The organism is Cytobacillus spartinae (assembly GCF_042865285.1).
Classification (GTDB): domain Bacteria; phylum Bacillota; class Bacilli; order Bacillales; family Cytobacillaceae; genus Robertmurraya_A; species Robertmurraya_A spartinae.
On the sequence record NZ_JBIACK010000010.1, the window covers coordinates 181,859 to 204,847 of the forward strand.

Genomic DNA, 22,989 nt, shown 5'->3' on the forward strand with positions numbered 1-22,989 from the left:
TTATTATGTCAAATGGAGAAGGTAAATATAATATAAAAGCTGTTTCAAAAATGCTGGGAATACAGGCTGGTACGTTAAGAGCTTGGGAAAGACGTTACCAAATGGTTGCCCCGACGAGAAATGAATCAGGTCACAGGTTGTACACAGAAGAGCATGTGAAGATCTTACGATTTTTGATTTCTAAAGTAAATGAGGGATTTACGATCAGTCAAGCTGTGTCCCTCCTGGAAAATAACGAATTAGGTATAGCCCCAAGACAGTATGCATTGGAAAGTAATCAAGCATCAGAACTCTCGGACAAGCTATTACAGGCTTTATTAAACTTTGATGAAACGAAATCCCATGATCTTATTAGTGAAGCATTTAGCCTATATACAATTGATAAGGTTGTAGTAGAAATTTTAGGGGATATCTTAATTAGAATTGGTGAGCTATGGGAAAAAGGAAAAATTACAACTGCCCATGAACATTACGCAACAGCTATTTTACGTTCAAGAATCGGATCAATTTTTCATTCCTTCCCTAACAACTCCTTTTTGCCTAAAGTGATTGCAGTATGTGGTCCTGGTGAACGTCACGAATTAGGACTTTTAATATTCACTTTATTTTTACGGAGAAAAGGTTTTGATGTCATTTATTTAGGGGCTAGCATCGAAGAGAATGATTTATATGAAGTAATAAAGATTGTTAAACCGAAATTTTTATTTTTCTCTGTAACGATGAAGGAACACGTAGGAGACACCCTTGACATATCCCACAAACTATTGGAAGTGTTTAATGAACTGAAAATTGGAGTGGGTGGACATGCGATGGATAAACTTACCGAGAGGGAAAAGGAAGAACACAGTTCCTTATTATTAGGGTCTACGAAATTAGAGTGGGAGCAGTGGTTGAAAGTACGGCTCTAGAAAAGAATGTTTTAAGGGCTCATTGAGCTCAATAATCAGGAACCAAGCCTTAATATGATTTGTTCATGTATAGACGACTCACCAACTTTGAAATCTTTCATACACTATTGCAAGAGTTGTTCATGGCAGGGGGCATGGTTATGCGCTTGGAACGATTAACATACAATAAAATTAAAATCTTTCTTACCACAGATGATTTGTCTGAACGTGGCTTAACGAAAGATGATATATGGAAGGATTCTTTAAAATGGCATCAACTCTTTCATGAGATGCTTGAAGAGGCAAGTGAAGAATTCGGTGTAGAAATTCAAGGATCGGTTGCAGTCGAAATTTTTTCCATGCACACCCAAGGAATGATTATGATTGTAACAATGGAAGAACAAGGTGAGGAAGAAGAAACTTTTAGTGACGGTTTCATTGATATGCAGGTTACTGTTGATGAAAAAGAGGAAATCGTATTTCAATTTGATGATATTGAAGAGGTCATCCAACTATCCAAACGGCTAAATTCTTTTCATTTCACAGGCGGTAGCTTATATGAAATGAACAACATGTATTATTTACTTATTACAGAGGTTCCAACAAGGAAAGTCAACACTCTAACAGCAATTATTTCAGAGTACGGAGCTATTTCTATTGAAAGTATCCATCGGATAGAGGAGTATGGAAATAGAATTTTAAATCAAGATGCTGTAAAGACTCTTGTTCATTATTTCAAATAATGAGCAGGAGTCTTTAGTTTTATCTTTGTAAGTGCCCATAAAATCATACATACTTTCATGAATCCCTCCATAACTATGGTACGAATGGGAAAATTAACAGTTATAAGAAATAATAGAAATTATCTTAATTTTTATCTACATAAATGATATTGAACTAGATAGGGAAAAACAAATACAAAGAACTCAATTCATTTTTGTAAAATAACATTAATTAAAAGAAAATATGTTTAGAAAAAAAGGGCTAAAAACAAGTTTTCTTTTGTTAACAATCGGGAAATTGAATAAGTGAATATACTGAAAATTCCCTTAAATAACAACAATGTTAACGGTTTCATAAAATAATCAAAAATTGGCGAAAAGTTGATTTTTCTTCTTGCATAAATTAAACAAAAGTGTATACTTGTGTCTTGAAAGCGGACAACATTCGCAAGTGATTTTTTTAGGAGGTTTATAAATGGTAGCCGAGAAAGGTACTGAAAATATAAATCATGACAAACTGGACGTTTTAAAATCAACTCAAACTGTCATCCACAAAGCTTTAGAAAAGCTTGGATATCCGGAAGAGGTTTTTGAGCTTTTAAAAGAACCAATCCGAATGATGACAGTGAAAATCCCTGTCCGAATGGATGATGGATCTGTTAAAGTTTTTACTGGCTACCGGGCTCAACACAATGATGCGGTTGGTCCAACAAAGGGCGGAATTCGTTTTCATCCAGGTGTAACAGAAAAAGAGGTAAAAGCTCTTTCCATCTGGATGAGTTTAAAATGTGGGATTGTAGATTTACCTTACGGTGGAGGAAAGGGTGGAATTGTTTGTGATCCTAGAGATATGTCTTTCCGTGAACTTGAAAGATTAAGTCGTGGCTACGTACGTGCAATCAGCCAAATTGTAGGACCAACAAAAGACATTCCGGCACCTGATGTATTTACAAATTCACAAATTATGGCTTGGATGATGGATGAGTATAGCAGAATAGATGAATTCAACTCACCAGGTTTTATTACAGGTAAACCTCTAGTTTTGGGTGGTTCTCACGGTCGTGAGTCTGCAACGGCCAAAGGGGTAACCATTTGTATTAGAGAAGCAGCTAAGAAAAAGGGCATTAATATAGAAGGTGCTCGAGTAGTCGTTCAAGGCTTTGGTAATGCGGGTAGTTATTTATCTAAGTTCATGCATGATGCAGGAGCAAAGGTTGTTGGAATCTCTGATGCATATGGTGGACTATATGATCCGAACGGGTTAGACATTGATTACTTATTAGATCGTCGTGACAGTTTTGGGACTGTAACAAAACTGTTCAACAACACGATTACAAATAAAGAGTTATTGGAACTTGACTGTGATATTTTAGTTCCGGCGGCAATTGAAAACCAAATAACAGAAGAAAATGCTCATAATATTCGTGCTAGTATTGTTGTTGAGGCTGCTAACGGACCAACAACATTAGAAGCAACACAAATTCTAAGTGATCGTGGAATCTTACTAGTACCAGATGTATTAGCATCTGCCGGTGGAGTTACAGTGTCATACTTCGAGTGGGTTCAAAATAATCAGGGTTATTATTGGACAGAGGAAGAAGTTGAGGAAAAACTTGAAAAAGTAATGGTTAAATCCTTCAACAATATTTATGACACCGCTGAAACTCGCCGTGTTGATATGCGTTTAGCAGCTTACATGGTTGGTGTTCGTAAAATGGCTGAAGCTTCAAGATTCCGTGGTTGGATCTAAATAAAATTGTGATATTTATCAAATTGCTAAGCTTTCTTCGTTGAAACTAGTGTAAAAATCTCCTATCATTGAATGATGGGAGATTTTTTGTTTATGCTAGGAAATCATAAAATACTAGCGTGTGTATACCTCTAAGTTAATTATTCACGTCCAGCTCCAGCGCCCAGCGCCTAGTAAGCTTCCCCCTCCTAAGGGAGCTTGCGCTTTTGTTTATGAAATTTCTTTGTAGGAGTGACAAATTTGATAAAAGAAGAAGTCGTTATTGTTGGCGGAGGCCCGTGTGGTCTAGCTGCAGCAATTGCGTTAACAGATATCAATAAAAAGCCGCTAGTTATCGAAAAAGGAAACATTGTCAATGCGATCTATCATTATCCTACACACCAAACCTTTTTCAGCACTAGTGAAAAATTAGAAATAGGGGAAGTTCCCTTTATTACGGAAGAATATAAGCCAAAACGCAACCAGGCATTGGTTTATTATAGGGAAGTGGTAAAAAGGAAGAATTTGCGCGTTCATGCATTTGAACATGTAAATTCTGTTGAAAGGCAAGAAGATGGAAAATTTATTGTTAGGACATCCAAGAATATTTACCTTACACCTTATGTTGTCATTGCAACAGGATATTACGATCATCCCAACCTCATGGGAGTACCTGGTGAGAACTTGCCTAAAGTGTCGCACTACTTTAAAGAGGCCCATCCATATTTTGATAAAGATGTTGTAGTTGTAGGAGGAAAAAACTCTAGTGTAGATGCGACCATTGAGTTAGTAAAAGCGGGTGCAAGGGTTACTGTTATTTACCGAGGACAAGAATATTCGCCAAGCATAAAGCCTTGGATCCTCCCAGAATTCCACTCGCTTGTAAAAAATGGCATTGTTAAAATGGAATTTAAATCAGTTATAAAGGAAATTCAAGAAGACTGTGTGATTTATGAAAAAGAAGGAAAGTCGCTATCAATTTCCAATGATTTTGTTTTTGCGATGACAGGTTATCATCCGGATCACAGCTTTCTAACAAAAATGGGTATTAATATTGATGCTGAGAGCGGAAGGCCTATTTTTAACCTAGAAACAATGGAAACAAACGTTAAAGGAATTTTCATAGCAGGTGTTATTGCTGCAGGTAACAATGCAAATGAAATCTTCATCGAAAATGGCCGTTTCCATGGTGGTCTAATAGCAAAGAGTTTAATGGAGCGCGAGAATGAAAAGGACTGAATCAATGATGATCAGTCCTTAAATTTATTAAACTTGAAACATGGCTTCAATTTTTTCTGTCTGGTCGGTTGTCATTAACCCAATGAGTAATTTTAATCGAGCTTTTTGACCATTTAAGCCGTTTGAAAAAATCACACCTAAATCTTTTAGATGTTTTCCGCCACCCTCATACCCATAGATATCCTGTACGATGCCATTAAAACATCTGGACACCATTACAACAGGAATTTTATTTTGAATTAGTGCCGATATTCCTTCAACGGACTTAGGCGGCAAATTACCTTGTCCAAGTGCCTCAATCACAACGCCATCCATTTGTAATTCCTTAATGGCCATTAATAATGAAGAATCCATCCCTGCGTGTGCTTTTATAAGAACTACTTTTTTAGACACGTCTGTTATATCATAGCATTCACGGTTAGTTGGCGCATGATGGAAAAAGACTCCTCTCTTTGTAACAATCCCGATTGGTCCATATTGCGGACTTTGAAAAGTAGAAACGTTGCTAGTATGCGTTTTTGTTACGTTTTTGGCTGTGTGCACTTCATCGTTAAGAACAACAAGGACTCCTTTGTTTTGAGCTTCTTCACTAGAAGCAACTTTTATAGAAGAAATAAGATTGTATAACCCATCAGCTCCAATTTCGTTACTCGAACGCATGGCACCAGTAACGACGATTGGAATGTTGGTATTTACCGTAAGGTCCAAAAAGTAAGCAGTTTCTTCTAACGTATCTGTTCCATGGGTTATCACAACCCCTGACAATTCTTCTTCTCTTGTCTTCTTATCAATGATATTTTTTAATGTAAGCATCTCCGTGGGGGTAATGTGTGGAGATGGTAAATGAAAAGGTTCCTCAATGACAAGATCAGCAAGTTCTAACAAATCTCTTGTCTTTTCATTTAATGGATTTGTTTCTCCAGGCTTTACAGATCCGGTTGTAGTATCTTCACTCATAGAAATAGTTCCGCCAGTGTGAATTACAAGAATTTTCTTCTTCATATTTTCCTCCATATACAACTAAAGGTGAATGAATCTACATTTCAATATTTTTTCTTAACCTACATTAGGGAGTGTTTTCCAAATATTGATTATTTCATTTTCATTCTCTATATAACATGATACGATTAAGAAAAAGGATTGAAAAGAGGCCAGCTTATGTTGGGCATATTATCAGCCGGTATTGCACCCGGTTTAGCACTTCTTAGCTATTTTTATTTAAAGGATGAATATGGGCCTGAGCCGATTTCAATGGTCATGAAGGCCTTCATATACGGTGCTTTGCTAGTGTTTCCAATCATGTTTATTCAGTATGTAATTGAAGTGGAAAGCTTAGTTAGCTCTGATTTAATACACGCTTTTTTTTCTACTAGCCTTTTAGAAGAGTTTTTTAAATGGTTCGTTTTATTCTATACGGTGTATCAGCATGTAGATTTTGATGAGCCTTACGATGGAATCGTATATGGTGTTGCTGTTTCTCTTGGCTTTGCAACAGTAGAGAATATTTTTTATTTAGTAGCAAATGGACTTGAGCATGCCATCGGAAGGGCGGTACTACCAGTTTCTAGCCATGCTTTGTTCGGAGTAATCATGGGCTATTACCTAGGAAAAGGAAAGTTTAGTGTTTCTTCAAAAAGAAAATGGATTCTTCTTTCATTGTTACTTCCGTTTATTTTGCATGGAATTTATGATTTTATTTTAGTTTCTTTTCACTATTGGTTATTTGTAATCTTACCATTCATGATTTTTCTATGGTGGCTAGGTCTACGAAAAGTAAAAATTGCTAGGTCCTTAAGTGCAGAGAATGTCAAAAGTGATATAAATGTTTCAGACTCCCTTCATTTGTAAATGAAGGGTTTTTTGTTGTGTCGACATTCTCATGGAAGCCGAAAATTATTTTTACCCCTATATTTTGAATAAAAAACCAAGTACTACAAAAAATAGGCTTAATGTTAATAAGATTTACATCTGGGGGTTGCTAACAAATGAACAAGAAAATTTTATTAATGAAGGTACTAGTTATTCTTTCTGTCTCTATTTTACTTGTTCCTTTTAGTATGCAGGATGAGAGGGCGAATGCCTTTTCAAACCAGGTCATACAACATGGGGCAGTTGGGGACGATGTAATTGAATTACAATCACGTCTTCAGTATTTAGGCTTCTACAATGGGAAAATCGATGGTGTCTTTGGGTGGGGTACCTATTGGGCATTACGGAATTTTCAATATGAATTTGGATTGCCTATTGATGGATTAGCTGGTGCTGAGACAAAAGCAAAGTTAGTTAAAGCATCAAATTATAATAAGCAGTTTGTTAAAGAAAATATTAACAAAGGCAAGAACTTTACACACTATGGTGGTGTTGATTTAAATCAGCAAAAGGCACCAGCAAAAGGTGGTCAAGGGACGAACCAACAAGCTGCTCCAAAAGGAAACCAAAATGCACAGCAGCAAGCCACACCACAGCAACAAGCTGCACCACAGCAACAAGCACAAAAACCTTCTGCTACCAATGTACCGAACGGTTTTTCCCAAAATGATATTCAACTTATGTCAAATGCGGTTTATGGGGAAGCAAGGGGTGAGCCATACGTAGGGCAAGTAGCTGTTGCTGCAGTTATTTTGAATCGACTTGATAGTGCCACTTTTCCTAATACGGTCTCTGGGGTGATCTTCGAGCCTCGAGCATTCACGGCAGTTGCAGATGGTCAAATCTGGTTAACACCGAATGAAACAGCTAAAAAAGCAGTTTTAGACGCGATTAATGGTTGGGATCCAACCGGAAACGCAACCTATTATTTTAATCCTGATACAGCAACAAGTGCTTGGATTTGGTCAAGACCACAAATCAAGAAAATTGGAAAGCATATATTCTGTAACTAAGAGGTGAGGTAGATGCTTAGAAGTATCCTTATTGTAGTATTAACACTAGGAGTAGCTGGAACGGCATTCTGGGGTTACCAGGAGCATAGAGAAAAAAACGCAATTTTACTAAACGCGGAAAACAATTATCAAAGAGCCTTTCATGATTTATCTTTTCAGATGGACTTACTTAACGATAAGATTGGAACAACTCTAGCAATGAATTCGAGACAGTCATTGTCACCAACGTTAGCGGAAGTTTGGAAAATTACGTCTCAGGCTCATAACGATGTCGGACAATTACCATTAACCTTGTTACCATTTAATAAGACAGAAGAATTCCTATCTAAAATTGGAGATTTTAGTTACAGGACTGCTGTTAGAGACTTAGACAAAGAGCCTTTATCAGATAAAGAATATAACACACTTAAAGACCTATATAAGCAATCAGCTGATATTCAGAAGGAATTAAGAAGTGTACAACATAATGTCTTAGAAAATAATCTAAGATGGATGGATGTGGAAATGGCTTTAGCGTCGCAGGAAGAGCCATTAGATAATACCATTATCGATGGATTCCAGACGGTCGAAAAAACGGTAGAAAGCTACGGGGAAACTGATTTTGGACCTGGTATGGTGAGCTTGCAAAAAGATGATGCCAACTTCAAGTACTTAGATGGCGAAAAAATTTCAGAAAAAGAGGCAGCGAAAATAGCTAAAGAGTACACAGGCTTTGGAGAAAGTGCAAGAGTGAAAGTAACAGAGAATGGGAAAGGTTCAGACTATGGATTTTTTAGCGTCTCTGTTTTGAACAAAAAAACAAAGCAAGAAGCCAATATGGATATTACGAAAAAAGGTGGATATCCAATATGGTTTATCCTAAATAGGGATGTAAAAGACCAGAAGCTAAGTTTAAATGACGCTACAAATAAAGCCATAAAGTTTTTAAAGGATCATGACTTTAAGAACTTAGATCTATTTGAAAGCTCACAGTACGATAATGTGGGAGTATTTACTTTTGTTACAAATGAAAACGATGTAAGAATATATCCGGATGCAATCAATGTAAAAGTTGCGCTTGATAATGGGAACATCCTTGGCTTTTCGGCAGAAGATTACTTAAAATCACATCACACTAGAGAACTGCCAGAAGCGACTTTATCGCAAGAAGACGCTAGAAAAGAAATAAATCCAAATGTTAAAATCATGGAAAATAGACTTGCAGTCATTCTGAATGATTTGAACAACGAAGTACTATGCCATGAATTCCTAGGAACACTAGGAGACGACACGTATAGAATCTTTATTAATGCTGAGAGCGGTGTTGAAGAAAAAGTAGAGAAGCTACAAAACGCTGAACCATTATTTGAGGATGTTGTCTAATATATAACAACTAAGGAAGAGCTTTAAGCTCTTCCTTTCAGACTGTAGTCAAACTCGGTTAATTCTGGAGTTTGGCTGCAGTTTTTTTATTAAAATAAAGTTATATCTAAATAACCTTTTATATACGCTACGGGCGAGCACCGCCTACACCCCCGAAAGCAAGCACCTGGAACGGATATCAACTATTTCCCTGCAAGATTGTCCTTTGTTAACTTTATATACATAGTAAGTAGTCTTGGGATATAAATGAACCTTTGCTTGATGGCCTAACAATACCTTGCGCTTTTCTATTAGTCCGTGTCATAATTAAATGACAAGATTATCCTGTTCGGAAAAGGGAAAGTGTGATCAGCATGATAAAAATAGGTGACGTATTAATACTTGAACTGAAGTACTCAGATAAATTTGAAAAATACAAGTGCAAAGTAGTAGAACAAAAGAAGAACCAGCTGTATATTGACTATCCCATTAATACTACTACTGGGAAAACAGCGTTTCTTATTGATGGGACTCAACTAAAATGTTCTTTTGTTGCCAATGACGGATCTGTCTATTTATTTGAATCAGAAATTTTAGGTAGAGTAAAACAAAATATCCCCATGCTGTTGCTTTCTTATCCTGGGAAAGAACATCTAATCAAGATTCAGAGACGACAATACGTTCGTGTAGAAACTTCAGTCGATATTGCCATACATCCTACTAATTTTGAATTCAAACCGCTTGTAACCGTTACTGATGACATTAGTGCAGGTGGCGCCTCAGTAATCGCTTCCATTGATACGAAACTAAAGGGCGGGATAAGGATTACCTGTTGGATCGTCCTACCGATGCAAAATGGAGATTATCACTATTTAAAGCTTAACAGTAAAGTAGTAAGGGTAGCACCTTTAGATCAGACAAGAAGTAAGGTTTCAATTCAGTTCTTAGACATAAATCCAAATGAAAGACAGCTCCTATTGCGTTTTTGTTTTGATAGACAATTAATGATGAAGAAAAAAGGGATAGATATATAAGAATATTTTTCTTGGGCTTTTGCCATAATAGTAGCTAAAGTGGCTGTTATATGCAGGGCTTAATAGAAAAGTATTGGAGCTGAACCGATGAAAACATTCGAAAGAATATTAATTAAGGTTGTTATCATCCAATTCCTTTTCCTTTTATTTACCCAATTTTTTCTACATAAACTAAATGCTTTTCCAGAGTTGAAAGAAATCACTCAGTATGAAGGTGTAACAGAAAACAATTTTTCAGAGCTGCTAGAAACATTTAAAGGAAATTATTAATCGTTATCTACTAATAAAACTCGCATTGTGCGAGTTTTTTGCTGTATAAAAAAGGATTATGTCTTGAGGGGTATCTAGTTTCACTATGATACTTTTTTCGGAGTTAATATCGCCATCGCTTTTTTTATAATGGGTAGTATAAGTGCTATTACAGGACACAATCCATTCATAATGATGATAGAAAAAATAAAAATAAATAAGTTAATACTAATAGGAAAGTATTGGCGTATGATAAAATAGAGTGGGAATAGTAATATATAGAATTCCTTATTTTAAAAGACATCAAATGAAATGTACCAGGAGGCAGTATGAAAAAAATCTCTATTGCAATAGACGGGCCAGCGGCGGCAGGAAAGAGCACAGTAGCAAAAATAGTAGCTGAAAAACTATCATATATTTATATAGATACGGGTGCCATGTATAGAGCACTAACTTTAAAGGCATTGAACAGTGAAATTGATGTAAATGATGAACAAAAATTAATAGATATCTTGAACCATACTAATATTGAATTAAAGCATAGTCAAAATGGTCAGTTAGTCTATCTTGATAGTGAAAATGTCACGACAGAAATTCGAACTTCCCAAGTATCGAACAATGTGTCTTTTGTAGCAAAACATAAAGAAGTAAGAGAAGAAATGGTACGTCGCCAGCAAGAATTTGCTGTTGGTGGTGGTGTTGTGATGGATGGTCGTGATATCGGTACGCATGTTCTTCCTCATGCAGAAGTGAAAGTATTCTTGCTAGCTAGTGTGGAAGAGAGAGCTGAAAGAAGACATTTAGAAAATCTGCAAAAGGGATTTCCATCTGATTTGGAGAAATTAAAAGAGGAGATAGCTCTTAGGGATAAGATCGATTCCGAACGTGAAACTGCTCCCCTAAGGAAAGCTGATGATGCAATAGAAATAGATACCACTTCATTAAGCATTCAGGAAGTGGTAGAAAAAATAATGGCGTTAGCGGAAGAAAGGGTCGAATTGATTTGACGTTTTACTCGTTTGCAAGGTCTGTTGTTTACGGAGCTTTTAAACCCATTTATCGAATGGAAGTATTGGGGAAGGAACATTTTCCAAAAGAGGGTGGGGTTCTATTATGTGCGAATCACATTCATAATTTTGATCCACCAATGGTTGGGATTACGGCACCTCGTCCAGTTCATTTTATGGCAAAGGAAGAACTATTTAATGTCCCTGTACTAGGTAAAATAGTTCCTCATTTAAATGCATTTCCTGTAAAGAGGGGAATGAGCGATCGAGAAGCGTTGCGCAAAGGACTAAATGTATTAAAGGAAGGTCATGTACTTGGGCTTTTTCCTGAGGGAACTAGAAGTAAGACGGGTGAGCTAGGGAAAGGACTTGCTGGTGCAGGATTTTTCGCTCTCCGCACAGACGCACAAGTGGTTCCGTGTGCCATAATTGGTCCTTATAAAGCTTTTGGTAAGCTTCGTATCGTATACGGAAAACCAATTCCTATGGATGAACTTAGAAAAAATAAAGTATCAGCAGAAGAAACTACGGACGTTATTATGAATGAAATCAATAATCTGATTGTTAAGAATAAATAAACCTATTTGCTTGACAAAAGTTAGCTTTTGTAAGAAGTTTATAAAAAGAGATTTTATTATTGTTCTTTTTGCTTCATTCAATATGTGATTTATTACAAAATCACTTACTATAACCATATGGAAGTAGTCATTGGATTAAGGAGGAATACATATGTCTGAAGAAATGAACCAAGTTGAGGTAAAGAATTTTGAAATCGGTGACCAAGTAACTGGTCAAGTTACAAAAGTTGAAGAAAAGCAGGTAATAGTGAATATTGCAGATAGTAAGTTAGATGGAATTATTCCTATTAGTGAGCTTTCAAGCCTTCATATCGAAAAAGCGAGTGACATTGTTGCTGAAGGTGACGAATTAGATCTTGAGGTTCTGAAGGTGGAAGAAGACGCTCTTATCCTTTCTAAAAGAAAGGTAGATGCGCAAAAAGCTTGGGATGACTTAGTACAAAAGTTTGAAAACGGAGTCGTTTTTGACGCTGAAGTAAAAGATGTAGTAAAGGGTGGCTTAGTTGTTGATCTAGGTGTTAGAGGTTTCGTTCCTGCATCTTTAGTGGAAGCTCACTTTGTTGAAGACTTTTCCGACTATAAAGGCAAGACTTTGGCATTTAAAATTGTAGAATTAGATAAAGAGAAAAACCGACTTATTCTTTCGCATCGTGCAGTTGTAGAAGAACAAAAAGGAAAACAAAAGCAAGAGATTTTACAATCTATTGAAGTAGGTCAAACAATTGACGGAAAAGTTCAAAGACTAACTGACTTTGGAGCTTTTGTAGATATTGGAGGAATCGATGGCTTAGTTCATATTTCACAACTTTCCCATGACCACGTCGAGAGACCATCCGATGTTGTGGAGGAAGGTCAACAGGTAAAAGTAAAAGTATTAAGTGTTGATAGAGACAATGAAAGAATTTCTTTATCCATAAAAGACACTCTTCCAGGGCCTTGGGCTAATATTTCTGAAAAAGCGCCAAAAGGTAGTGTTCTAGAAGGTGTAGTCAAACGCCTTGTGTCATATGGAGCCTTTGTTGAATTATTCCCAGGTGTAGAAGGCTTAGTTCATATTTCTCAAATCTCACATAAGCATATTGGAACTCCACATGAAGTATTGAAAGAACAACAAACGGTTAAGGTAAAGGTTCTAGAAGTAAATGAACAAGACCAACGCCTATCTTTAAGTATTAAAGAGCTAGAAGAGAAGGAATCAGAAATTCCTGCTGACTACCAAATGCCAGAAGAATCTAAAGGATTCCAACTTGGTGAAATGATTGGCGATCAGTTAAAGAATCTAAAAAAATAATGGTGATATACTGTGACTAGATCAAAACGGAAATGGGATCATATACAATATGCTCTTTCAACAGGTCAAACGCGGCTTTCAGGTTTTGATGATATCACATTTGTCCACCAAAGCTTACCAGATGTATCAGTAGATCAGATACAGTTAGCTTCTCAAATTGGCGAACTTCAATTAAGTTCGCCAATTTTTATCAATGCTATGACTGGTGGTGGCGGTGAAAATACATATCAAATAAACCGAGATTTAGCTCAGGTAGCCTATAGGACCAATATTGCTATGGCAGTTGGATCTCAGATGTCAGCTCTCAAGGATCCAGAAGAGAGAAAAACTTATGAAATTGTTAGACAAGAAAATCCTACGGGAATTATCATTGGGAATCTTGGCAGTGAAGCTACCCCTGAACAGGCAAAAGCAGCGGTAGATATGATCTCAGCAGACGCACTTCAGATTCATTTAAATACAGTTCAAGAACTTACGATGCCTGAGGGAGACCGAAGTTTTGTCGGTGCTTTGAATAGGATAGATAAAATAGTTCAATCTCTAAACGTACCTGTTTTTGTTAAAGAGGTCGGGTTTGGTATGAGTAAGGAAACAGCAGTAAAGTTATCTTCTGTTGGGGTATCAGCTATAGACGTGGGCGGATTTGGGGGAACAAATTTTGCGAAGATAGAAAATGAAAGAAGGGATCGAACACTTTCGTTTTTCAATCAATGGGGAATCCCGACAGCGTGTTCTATTATAGAAGCAAAGGAAAGCCAAGCGGCCCTTTCCATTATTGGATCTGGTGGAATACAAACAAGTCTTGATATGTTAAAAGCTCTTTCGTTAGGGGCATCAGCAGTTGGTTTAGCAGGGTATTTTCTGAAAATCTTATTGAAAAGTGGAAAAGACTCTCTAGAAAATGAAATAAGTGAAATAAAAAATGAATTGATTATGATGATGACTGCTCTTGGTGCAACAGCGGTCTCTGATCTTCAAAAAGTACCTATTATCATCTCTGGTAATACACATCATTGGTTAAATGAACGAGGAATCCAAACGAGTAAGTATAGTCAAAGAAAAGCTCTCGATTAAATCGAGAGCTTTTTTTCGTGCAGGAAGACATTTGCCTTGTGTTTCGGACGAACTTTTTTTGAAGGAATCAGTTTTTATGATTTTTTCGATTAACTATATTTTCCGTCGTTTAGTGATCTTGCCTCATCTGGACCAGCTAATTTCGTAGCTCCTGGGTAATGAAGAGCTTGGTCACGGTCGGATTGCTGTACACGTCCGCTTTTTTGTAATTTCTTTTCTTGACGATCTTTTCCCATGAAAAACACCTCCTTACCTTAACATGATTCTTTGTCTTCTGTTGTATTCGTGTCGAGGAGTTGTTTTTTTGGGGTCTACAGTCGAAAGTTTATCCGTAAGAGATTAAAGTACATAAGCATTAGACATAATGGAAATGATAGGAGGTGTGACATGGAAGGGATCTTTTTCTATTGGTTATTTTGGCTATTTTGGATTTTAACCACATTTTTCGTTGGGAGACAGAAATCGTATCGTCTTAAGGTCTCCATATGGTTGCTTTTAGCACTTATTTTATCTTTACAGTCTTTTACTTTCATGTCATTTCAAATGTCATGGACAAGTCTTTTTATGTTGCTCACTTCTTATATGGTTATAGCAAGGCTAAAAAGAAGACAGTTAGCTTACTTCATCATTGTCTCTTTTATCGTAATGCTTTCATATACAAGTTTCATGCTATTTGAGCTGTTTGATCCTGTCTGGCTAATTATTGATAGAAAATGGTTATTAGCGCTACTGATAGCTTATCTTTCAGTCATGATCCAAAAAACACCGATATTGAGGACGTTAACAGCCATAACTGGATCTATTCATGGGGATCTGCTTTTTGCGTTTATTATTAATAAATTTTCTTTTCCTTATTACATTGGATCCTTCGCATTTTTAGATGTCATTGCCTTGGTTGTGGCCTTAATTTTAGCCTGGAGTGGCCTTGAAAAGATGGCAATATATTTTGAATATCACATTAATCATCTAGAAAGGGAGAAACAAAAACAATCATGAGTGAATACACATACCCGATATTATTTGGATTATTAGTAGGGACATTAACAAGAATCTATATGCTTCGAACGGATTATCGACAATACCCAACCTATTTGCATGGAAAGATTATTCATGTTGCACTTGGCTTTATTGCAGCGGGTTTAGGAACAGTTGCTGGACCTTCAATAATGGAAGAGGAGTTCACGGCAATCACCTTTTTAACCCTAGCTGCTTCTCAATTTAGAGAAGTCCGAAATATGGAAAGAAATACGCTAAATGAGTTAGATGGCTATGAGTTGGTTCCTAGAGGAAAAACGTATATAGAAGGGATTGCGATTGCGTTTGAAAGTCGGAACTATCTCGTCATATTTACCTCTTTTGTAAGCACGCTAGCGTATTTGATATTCAACATTTGGGCAGGAATTATAGGGGCCATAATAGCAGTCATTATTTCTAAATCATTAATGTCTGGTGGACGCATGAAAGACATTGTTGAGATCGAGTATGTGGAACCCAGATTCGATGGTCCAGGACTTTACGTTGATAATATATACATAATGAACATTGGGTTACCCGAAAGACAAAAAGAAGTCCTTCGTTACGGTATGGGCTTTATTTTAAAACCTAAGAACTTTAATGCACGTTCAACGATTGCTAATTTAGGTCAACGTCAAGCGATTCTTCATGATGTATCTACCGCACTTGGCGTTTATCGAGACTCCGGAACCCCTGCTCTAGTACCGCTAGCGAAAAGGGATTTGGATGATGGAAGAGTAGGTGTGTTTGTTCTTCCACAAGAAAAGAATGTGGAAAAAGCACTTAGAGTAATTGGAAAAGTTCCCACATTAGAGAATGCAATTAGAATGCCCACTGAACGAGATAAGAAAGGAAGTTAGAAATGGAGTTAGATAAGTTTATCCTTGCCGTTATTACGACTAATCCTAAGAAAGTTCCGAGTGGAGCTGCCGTTTTTCATTGTGACTCTAAGGAAGAAATGGAGAAAATTACAACAAATCTAGAAGCAATCTTAGATGGTATTGCTCATTCCTTAACAGATGAATTGTATGTGATTGTGAAACATTAGTGTTTCTTCCAATCTTTTCATTGCTAGGAAGAAATCACTTTGATAATATAATGAGGTTAGACCCTTCTATCTATAAGAAGGGTTTATTTTCTAAAAATTGATAAGCTTTAATTTATGAAGTCTTATTTCCTAATATTCAGCATGTTGTTGACTTATAACAATCTTACAGATATTAAGTAACTTACATAAATGCTTTGAAATGATTTTAGATATTAACTTATGTTCATGAATACTTAGGATAAGTGTTCAAAAGATGAAAGGGTGAGATGAATGGTAAAACCTGTACTTGCCATAGTAGGGCGTCCAAATGTAGGGAAGTCTACAATTTTTAACCGCATAGTTGGAGAGAGAGTCTCAATTGTCGAGGATATACCTGGAGTTACAAGAGATCGAATTTATAGTTCAGCGGAGTGGTTAAATCATGATTTTAATATTATTGACACTGGTGGAATAGATATAGGAGACGAGCCTTTCCTTGAGCAAATTCGCCAACAAGCTGAAATTGCCATACAAGAAGCTGATGTTATTGTTTTTTTAACGAATGGAAGAGAAGGGGTTACTGCAGCAGACGAAGAGGTTGCAAAAATCTTATACAGAGCAAAAAAACCTGTTGTTTTAGCCGTTAATAAAATTGACAATCCAGATATGAAAGATTACATTTATGATTTTTATGCACTTGGATTTGGAGATCCTTTTCCTATCTCTGGTGCACACGGACTAGGTCTAGGAGATCTTTTGGATGAAGCGGCTAAGCACTTCCCTAAAGACGAGAAAAAAGATTACGAGGATGACACCATCAAGTTTTCTTTAATTGGTAGACCAAATGTCGGGAAGTCTTCTCTCGTTAACGCGATGATTGGGGCGGAGCGTGTCATTGTAAGTAATATTGCTGGTACTACAAGGGATGCGATTGATTCTGTCATTACTGTGGATGGACAAAAATACGTAATTATTGATACTGCTGGAATGCGTAAGAGAGGAAAAGTGTACGAAACAACTGAAAAGTATAGTGTACTTCGCGCTTTAAAGGCGATTGAACGTTCTGATGTTGTTCTAATTGTGTTAGATGGAGAAGAAGGGATTATTGAACAAGACAAGCATATTGCTGGTTATGCTCATGATGCAGGGCGAGCTGTTGTTATTGTTGTTAACAAATGGGACGCTGTGGAAAAAGATGAAAAAACAATGAAAGCATTTGAAGAGAATATTAGAGGGCATTTCCAATTCTTAGACTATGCACCAATTGTCTTCTTATCTGCAAAAACAAAAAAACGAATTCATACCCTCATTCCGATGATTAACTTAGCAAGTGAAAATCACTCGATGCGAGTTGAAACTAGTGTTCTAAATGATGTCATTATGGATGCGGTTGCGATGAATCCAACTCCTACAGATAATGGAAAGCGTTTGAAGATTTATTATACGACGCAAGTAGCTGTGAAGCCACCAACATTTGTAGTGTTCGTTAATGATCCTGAACTACTTCATTTCTCCTATCAACGATTCTTAGAGAATAGAATTAGGGACGCATTTGGATTTGAAGGTACACCAATAAAGATTTTTGCTAGAGAAAGAAAATAAGCTAAAAGGTGTGTGATACGATGCAACCAAAAGACAAAATCACTGTACTAGGTGCGGGTAGCTGGGGAACTGCTCTTGCAATGGTGCTGGCAGATAATGGCCACGAGGTACGTCTTTGGGGCCATAATGAAGATCAGATCAATCAATTAAACACACTTCACACAAATGAAAAGTATTTGCCGGGAATCACTCTTCCGGAAAACATCGTGGGATATTATTCCTTAGAGGAATCGTTAAAGGATATTGAGACAATTGTTTTAGCTGTCCCAACGAAGGCTATTCGTGAGGTATTAAAGAAGGTTTTGGATTTTCAAAAGACACCACTCACGATTGTTCATGTTAGCAAAGGGATTGAACCAGATACTTTATTAAGAATTTCTGAGATGATTGAAGAGGAAGTTCCAAGTGAACTACTAAAGGATGTGGTTGTTCTATCAGGACCTAGCCATGCAGAAGAGGTTAGTCTCCGTCATCCAACAACTGTAACTGTTTCTTCAAAAAGAATGGAAGCAGCTGAAAAAATTCAGGATTTATTCATAAATCAAAATTTTCGTGTGTACACTAACCCCGATATTATTGGCGTAGAAATTGGTGGGGCTCTAAAAAATATTATTGCCCTCGCAGCAGGAATAACCGACGGGCTTGGGTATGGAGATAATGCAAAAGCAGCCTTAATCACAAGAGGGCTTGCAGAAATTGCTCGTTTAGGGACGAAGATGGGTGCTAGCCCATTAACGTTTTCTGGTCTAACAGGGATAGGGGATCTTATTGTTACATGTACCAGTGTTCATTCTCGAAACTGGAGAGCAGGAAACCTTCTAGGCAAGGGAAAAAACTTGCAAGAAGTATTGGACAATATGGGGATGGTTGTAGAAGGTGTTCGTACAACGAAAGCAGCACATCAATTAGCGGAGAAGTTCGGCGTAACCATGCCTATCACATCAGCTCTTTACAATGTCCTCTTTAATAATGCTAGTCCTAAGCATGAGGTCGATTCTCTAATGGCTAGGGTAAAAACTCATGAGATGGAAGATTTGGCAAATGTATTAGAAGAAAAAGTTCATGAATGATTTTTCTTTAAAATATGGGCTTTCGAGGATGCGATTTGTAAAGTTTTTGCATACAATGCAACGAAGCAAACTGGTGAAATGAACAGGGTGTATGGCATATTTAGTCAAGGTATAGGCTAAAGTAAAGAATTGCCCCTTCTTTACTTTAGCCTCTTTTTTTGTGCAAATTTTTTAAATTCATTTGAAATAGATTTTCGACAATTATTGATTAAATTTGAAATGTTTTTAAATATACATACCTTTTGTGATATAATACTTTCGGAAAAAGGAGGGGATGTACATGTCACCGTCATTAGTAAAAATGTGGATTTCGTTAGGTGCAATGGGATTTATGTTCATTGCCATAATATTGATATACTTAAGTCGATTCAAATTTAATAATCGTGTATTTAAATTTATTACAGCCTTTTTTGCTTATCTCTTAATGATTGTTTCCGGAATTGTTATCTTTTTTGTGGTATTTAGTGGGCCAACGAGTGGATAAACTTACTTCAATGACAAAAGGGTTGAGGAATATGAAAAAAGTTTTAAAAAATCTAACGATAGTCGGCTTACTTACATTTTTATTAACAGGATGTGCGTATCCCGAGGATCGACTAGCTCAAAACCAAATTCCATACTTAGATCAAATTCAATCAGTTCAATCGGCAGTGGAACAGTTTCAAACAGCAAACGGTGGGATATTGCCAATAAAGACGAAGGAAATGTCCACTCCGATTTATCAGAAGTATCCTATTGATTTTAAAAAGATTGTCCCACAATACATGGCAGAGCCACCTGGGAATGCCTATGAATCTGGTGGAGTATTTCAATATGTTCTTGTGGATGTAGAGACAAACCCTACTGTTAAAATTTTTGACTTAAGGATTGCTGAAACAATCCGTGACTTAAATTTACGAATTAAGATGCAGGGATATCCACCATATAAAGAGAAAATTGCAGACAATGTCTTTACTCTAGATTATAAAAAGCTAGGTTACAAAGAAGAACTATTCTATGTTAGTCCGTACACGAATCAAAACCTTCCCTATGTTGTAACGGGGAATGCAGAAATATTTGTTGACTATCGAAGTGACTTATTTCAGGCACTACAAAATACCGAACACGAATTCCAACCAGGTGATGATATTAGAGATATTCTAGTTAAGGATACCATGTTCGTTCCAGCATACTCTTTACCCTATACGATTGATGAAAAAACAAAAGAACCAATCTTTTTGGTGAAATAGTCATAACCCTTCTTCTACAAAATATATTGTAGGAGAAGGGTTTTTATTGTTTTAATCCCTTTTTATTTTGAGAGATTGATGAAATACGAGATACGAATACGTGTATCACTCTCTATTAAGCAGAATGAAAAGCGAACCAGATTATCAGATTTCTTGAAATGACTTACACTTCGTATGTTCGTTTTTCAAGTAAAGACATGGCTAGATAGAGGATTCTTGAACTAGAAAAAGATATTTTTTCAATAAGGGGGAAAAAAATTTAAGAAAAGTGTCATAACGTTGTAGGACAACGTCATAAATATATACTGTCTATAGATAATAATAGGATATGTAATATCCCACTAACTCGTAGATTTCAGGAGGGGATCACTTGGAAAAGGTAGATATTTTTAAAGATATTGCCGAAAGAACGGGCGGCGATATATATTTAGGAGTTGTAGGAGCAGTTCGCACAGGAAAATCCACTTTTATCAAAAAGTTTATGGAGCTTGTTGTACTACCGAATATGGCAAATGAAGCAGACCGGGCTCGTACCCAAGATGAACTGCCTCAAAGTGCAGCGGGTAGAACCATCATGACAACGGAACCTAAGTTTGTTCCAAATCAAGCAGCTTCTGTACATGTTGGAGAAGGCTTAGATGTAAACATTCGTTTAGTGGACTGTGTTGGGTACACAGTACCTGGTGCAAAAGGGTATGAGGATGAAAATGGTCCGAGAATGATTAACACTCCATGGTACGAAGAACCGATTCCGTTCCATGAGGCTGCGGAAATTGGTACTAGAAAAGTTATTCAAGAGCACTCAACCATTGGTGTCGTCATTACGACAGACGGAACGATCGGTGAAATTCCTCGTTCTGATTACTTAGAAGCTGAACAAAGAGTAATTGATGAGCTTAAAGAGGTTGGGAAACCATTCATTATGGTCATTAATAGCGTACAACCTCAACACCCAAATACAGAAGCTTTACGTAATGAGCTTTCAGAAAAGTATGACATTCCTGTACTAGCTATGAGTGTGGAAGGAATGCGCGAATCTGATGTGTTAAGTGTTATGCGTGAGGCATTATATGAATTCCCTGTATTAGAAGTGAATGTTAATCTTCCAAGCTGGGTAATGGTATTAAGAGAAGATCATTGGCTTCGTGAGAGCTACCAAGAGGCTGTAAAAGATACGGTTAAAGATATTAAAAGATTAAGAGATGTAGATCGCGTAGTTCACTTATTCAGCGATTATGAGTTTATTGATCGAGCGGGACTAGCTGGAATAGAAATGGGTCAAGGAGTTGCGGAAATTGACCTATACGCTCCAGATGATTTATATGATGACATTCTTAAAGAAATTGTTGGAGTTGAAATCCGAGGCAAAGATCATTTATTAGAGTTAATGCAGGATTTTGCACACGCAAAAGCTGAATATGATGTTATTGCAGACGCTCTAAAAATGGTAAAACAAACTGGATACGGGATTGCTGCTCCATCATTAGCTGACATGAGCCTAGATGAGCCAGAGATTATTCGTCAAGGCGCACGTTTCGGTGTTCGTCTAAAGGCAGTTGCTCCTTCTATTCACATGATTAAAGTGGATGTGGAATCCGAATTCGCACCGATTATCGGAACAGAAAAACAAAGTGAAGAGCTTGTACGTTACTTAATGCAAGACTTTGAGGATGATCCATTATCAATCTGGAATTCAGATATTTTTGGCCGCAGCTTAAGTTCAATTGTTAGAGAAGGCATTCAAGCCAAACTATCTTTAATGCCTGAGAATGCAAGATATAAGCTAAAAGAAACATTAGAGCGTATCATTAACGAAGGCTCTGGTGGTTTAATCGCAATCATCCTTTAATCTTCAAGACTCCATTTTGGGGTCTTTTTTCTTTTCAGTTTTACCATGTAGTGTATGATGTTAGGGATATATATCAATATTCCCTCAAATGTGTGTATATTAGTATACATTATGATTATTTTAGTTGATAGTGAAATGTAGCGGAAGACACTTGACTCCTCGAAAATAGCATCCGTATCCCCTTCGTGCGTGGGTTAGTTCGATGAAGCCAAATCAATGTCCTGCGGGAAGAAGAGGAAAGGTCGAGACCCCGCAGGCAAAAGCCGAGGAGGAACGACTTCCTCCCCGCGGAAAGCAAGTGCTCTGGAGCAATGGAACGTACGTGTTTTATGCAAAGTCCAAATGCTTTAATGGTTTAATGCACTTGTGAAAATCTTAAGGAATAATGCCTAATCTTAGCGAAAATGTTACGAAAATGAAAAGATTTCCATTATTTTGTTGAATTTTCTTGATTAGCCTATTTGATTATGATAATCTTTTAACAGAATTACTGTTTCGAACGCAAAAAGCCTTATAAATAAAGGATTTTAAGAGAAAAAAGCATTGAAATCTTTCTATTTATCATTTAATATAAGGCTTGTTACATAAAAACGCGTCGAGACGTATAGAATTTGGTAATTTTGTTTAAGAATGTAGATAAGAACGGTATTTTACTGAGTTTATCGAATTTTTTGGGAGGAGGTGAAAGGCATGAACAAGACAGAACTAATTAACGCAGTTGCTGAAGCAAGCGAACTTTCTAAGAAAGACGCTACTAAAGCAGTTGATGCTGTTTTTGATACAATTTTAAATGCTCTAAAAAACGGTGATAAAGTACAATTAATCGGTTTTGGTAACTTCGAAGTACGTGAGCGTGCTGCTCGTAAAGGGCGTAACCCACAAACTGGTGAAGAAATCGAAATTTCTGCAAGCAAAGTTCCTGCTTTCAAACCAGGTAAAGCGCTTAAAGATGCTGTAAAATAATTACATAAGTACTTTAAGCTAATATCTTATTAAAAGGACCGTGTTTAACACGGTCCTTTTTCTATGTTTATTTTTTCAAATTTAGCTAAAATCATACATATTTTTTTTGATTCTATAATATTTGTTGGGGTTTAAACACTATTTAGTGCATAAAAAAAGCACGATATCATCCATTCTTATATACTTGAGTTGTCGAGAAACA

The 22,989-nt window shown here is 36.7% G+C and carries 24 protein-coding genes; 22 read left to right on the plus strand and 2 right to left on the minus strand.

The features are described 5' to 3' along the window. The first annotated feature begins 5 nt into the window (after nt 1–5). The 4 genes from ACFYKX_RS18770 to ACFYKX_RS18785 all read left to right on the plus strand — a co-directional run bounded on the left by ACFYKX_RS18770 (nt 6) and on the right by ACFYKX_RS18785 (nt 4,577). Nucleotides 6–908 carry a MerR family transcriptional regulator gene (locus ACFYKX_RS18770; RefSeq protein WP_389362605.1) on the plus strand — a complete coding sequence of 301 codons (903 nt, stop codon included), beginning with the start codon at nt 6–8 and terminating at the stop codon, nt 906–908. Between the two features lie 140 nt (nt 909–1,048). Then, nucleotides 1,049–1,630 carry a genetic competence negative regulator gene (locus ACFYKX_RS18775; RefSeq protein ID WP_389362606.1) on the plus strand — a complete coding sequence of 194 codons (582 nt, stop codon included), beginning with the start codon at nt 1,049–1,051 and terminating at the stop codon, nt 1,628–1,630. Nucleotides 1,631–2,084: 454 nt separating this feature from the next. Then, nucleotides 2,085–3,359 (plus strand): Glu/Leu/Phe/Val family dehydrogenase, encoded by a 1,275-nt coding sequence (locus tag ACFYKX_RS18780; protein WP_389362607.1) that lies wholly within the window; start codon nt 2,085–2,087, stop codon nt 3,357–3,359. Nucleotides 3,360–3,599: 240 nt separating this feature from the next. Continuing rightward, complete coding sequence (locus ACFYKX_RS18785; protein WP_389362608.1) at nt 3,600–4,577, plus strand: YpdA family putative bacillithiol disulfide reductase; 978 nt, start codon at nt 3,600–3,602, stop codon at nt 4,575–4,577. Between the two features lie 27 nt (nt 4,578–4,604). On the opposite strand, the gene ACFYKX_RS18790 is transcribed toward ACFYKX_RS18785, so the two are convergent. Further along, the gene (locus ACFYKX_RS18790; protein WP_389362609.1) at nt 4,605–5,579 is read right to left on the minus strand and encodes an asparaginase; all 975 of its coding nucleotides are present in this window, start codon (nt 5,577–5,579) and stop codon (nt 4,605–4,607) included. A gap of 156 nt (nt 5,580–5,735) precedes the next feature. Here ACFYKX_RS18790 and prsW point away from each other — a divergent pair, with 156 nt between their 5' ends. The 9 genes from prsW to fni all read left to right on the plus strand — a co-directional run bounded on the left by prsW (nt 5,736) and on the right by fni (nt 14,033). Beyond that, nucleotides 5,736–6,425, plus strand: a complete 690-nt coding sequence (gene prsW / locus ACFYKX_RS18795; RefSeq protein WP_389362610.1) for a glutamic-type intramembrane protease PrsW — start codon at nt 5,736–5,738, stop codon at nt 6,423–6,425. Between the two features lie 137 nt (nt 6,426–6,562). Then, nucleotides 6,563–7,459, plus strand: a complete 897-nt coding sequence (gene sleB / locus ACFYKX_RS18800; RefSeq protein ID WP_389362611.1) for a spore cortex-lytic enzyme — start codon at nt 6,563–6,565, stop codon at nt 7,457–7,459. Between the two features lie 12 nt (nt 7,460–7,471). After that, a complete protein-coding gene (ypeB, locus tag ACFYKX_RS18805) occupies nt 7,472–8,821 on the plus strand; it encodes a germination protein YpeB (protein WP_389362612.1) in 1,350 nt (449 codons plus the stop codon). A 353-nt stretch (nt 8,822–9,174) separates the two neighbouring features. Next, the gene (locus tag ACFYKX_RS18810; protein WP_389362613.1) at nt 9,175–9,834 is read left to right on the plus strand and encodes a flagellar brake protein; all 660 of its coding nucleotides are present in this window, start codon (nt 9,175–9,177) and stop codon (nt 9,832–9,834) included. Between the two features lie 87 nt (nt 9,835–9,921). Next, entirely contained in the window at nt 9,922–10,104 is a 183-nt protein-coding gene (locus ACFYKX_RS18815; RefSeq protein ID WP_389362614.1) for a YpfB family protein, read from the plus strand. Between the two features lie 308 nt (nt 10,105–10,412). Continuing rightward, nucleotides 10,413–11,090 carry a (d)CMP kinase gene (cmk, locus tag ACFYKX_RS18820; RefSeq protein WP_389362615.1) on the plus strand — a complete coding sequence of 226 codons (678 nt, stop codon included), beginning with the start codon at nt 10,413–10,415 and terminating at the stop codon, nt 11,088–11,090. Continuing rightward, complete coding sequence (locus ACFYKX_RS18825) at nt 11,087–11,668, plus strand: lysophospholipid acyltransferase family protein (protein WP_389362616.1); 582 nt, start codon at nt 11,087–11,089, stop codon at nt 11,666–11,668. The genes cmk and ACFYKX_RS18825 overlap by 4 nt, the downstream gene beginning before the upstream one ends. Before the next feature lie 151 nt (nt 11,669–11,819). Beyond that, complete coding sequence (gene rpsA / locus ACFYKX_RS18830; protein WP_389362617.1) at nt 11,820–12,959, plus strand: 30S ribosomal protein S1; 1,140 nt, start codon at nt 11,820–11,822, stop codon at nt 12,957–12,959. 12 nt (nt 12,960–12,971) lie between these two features. Next, nucleotides 12,972–14,033, plus strand: coding sequence for a type 2 isopentenyl-diphosphate Delta-isomerase (gene fni / locus ACFYKX_RS18835; protein ID WP_389362618.1), 1,062 nt, complete (start codon nt 12,972–12,974; stop codon nt 14,031–14,033). Between the two features lie 89 nt (nt 14,034–14,122). Here the strand turns inward: fni and ACFYKX_RS18840 are convergent, their stop codons facing one another. Next, on the minus strand, nt 14,123–14,269 hold the full coding sequence (locus ACFYKX_RS18840; protein ID WP_389362619.1) for a YpzI family protein: 147 nt from the start codon (nt 14,267–14,269) through the stop codon (nt 14,123–14,125). A 151-nt stretch (nt 14,270–14,420) separates the two neighbouring features. Between ACFYKX_RS18840 and ACFYKX_RS18845 the strand changes: the two genes are divergently transcribed. The 9 genes from ACFYKX_RS18845 (at nt 14,421) to hbs (ending at nt 22,787) form a co-directional block, all read left to right on the plus strand. Beyond that, nucleotides 14,421–15,029 carry a YphA family membrane protein gene (locus tag ACFYKX_RS18845; RefSeq protein WP_389362620.1) on the plus strand — a complete coding sequence of 203 codons (609 nt, stop codon included), beginning with the start codon at nt 14,421–14,423 and terminating at the stop codon, nt 15,027–15,029. After that, nucleotides 15,026–15,907, plus strand: a complete 882-nt coding sequence (locus ACFYKX_RS18850; RefSeq protein WP_389362621.1) for a YIEGIA family protein — start codon at nt 15,026–15,028, stop codon at nt 15,905–15,907. The genes ACFYKX_RS18845 and ACFYKX_RS18850 overlap by 4 nt, the downstream gene beginning before the upstream one ends. A gap of 2 nt (nt 15,908–15,909) precedes the next feature. Next, nucleotides 15,910–16,095, plus strand: coding sequence for a capping complex subunit for YIEGIA (locus ACFYKX_RS18855; protein ID WP_389362622.1), 186 nt, complete (start codon nt 15,910–15,912; stop codon nt 16,093–16,095). 270 nt (nt 16,096–16,365) lie between these two features. Further along, nucleotides 16,366–17,676, plus strand: a complete 1,311-nt coding sequence (gene der / locus ACFYKX_RS18860) for a ribosome biogenesis GTPase Der (protein ID WP_389362623.1) — start codon at nt 16,366–16,368, stop codon at nt 17,674–17,676. 20 nt (nt 17,677–17,696) lie between these two features. Continuing rightward, complete coding sequence (locus ACFYKX_RS18865) at nt 17,697–18,746, plus strand: NAD(P)H-dependent glycerol-3-phosphate dehydrogenase (protein WP_389362624.1); 1,050 nt, start codon at nt 17,697–17,699, stop codon at nt 18,744–18,746. A 280-nt stretch (nt 18,747–19,026) separates the two neighbouring features. Beyond that, nucleotides 19,027–19,230 carry a DUF2768 domain-containing protein gene (locus ACFYKX_RS18870; protein ID WP_389362625.1) on the plus strand — a complete coding sequence of 68 codons (204 nt, stop codon included), beginning with the start codon at nt 19,027–19,029 and terminating at the stop codon, nt 19,228–19,230. 31 nt (nt 19,231–19,261) lie between these two features. Continuing rightward, nucleotides 19,262–19,975, plus strand: a complete 714-nt coding sequence (locus tag ACFYKX_RS18875; protein WP_389362626.1) for a hypothetical protein — start codon at nt 19,262–19,264, stop codon at nt 19,973–19,975. 370 nt (nt 19,976–20,345) lie between these two features. Beyond that, entirely contained in the window at nt 20,346–21,824 is a 1,479-nt protein-coding gene (gene spoIVA, locus ACFYKX_RS18880; protein WP_389362627.1) for a stage IV sporulation protein A, read from the plus strand. A 690-nt stretch (nt 21,825–22,514) separates the two neighbouring features. Then, nucleotides 22,515–22,787, plus strand: coding sequence for a non-specific DNA-binding protein Hbs (hbs, locus tag ACFYKX_RS18885; RefSeq protein ID WP_389362628.1), 273 nt, complete (start codon nt 22,515–22,517; stop codon nt 22,785–22,787). Nucleotides 22,788–22,989 lie beyond the last annotated feature (202 nt).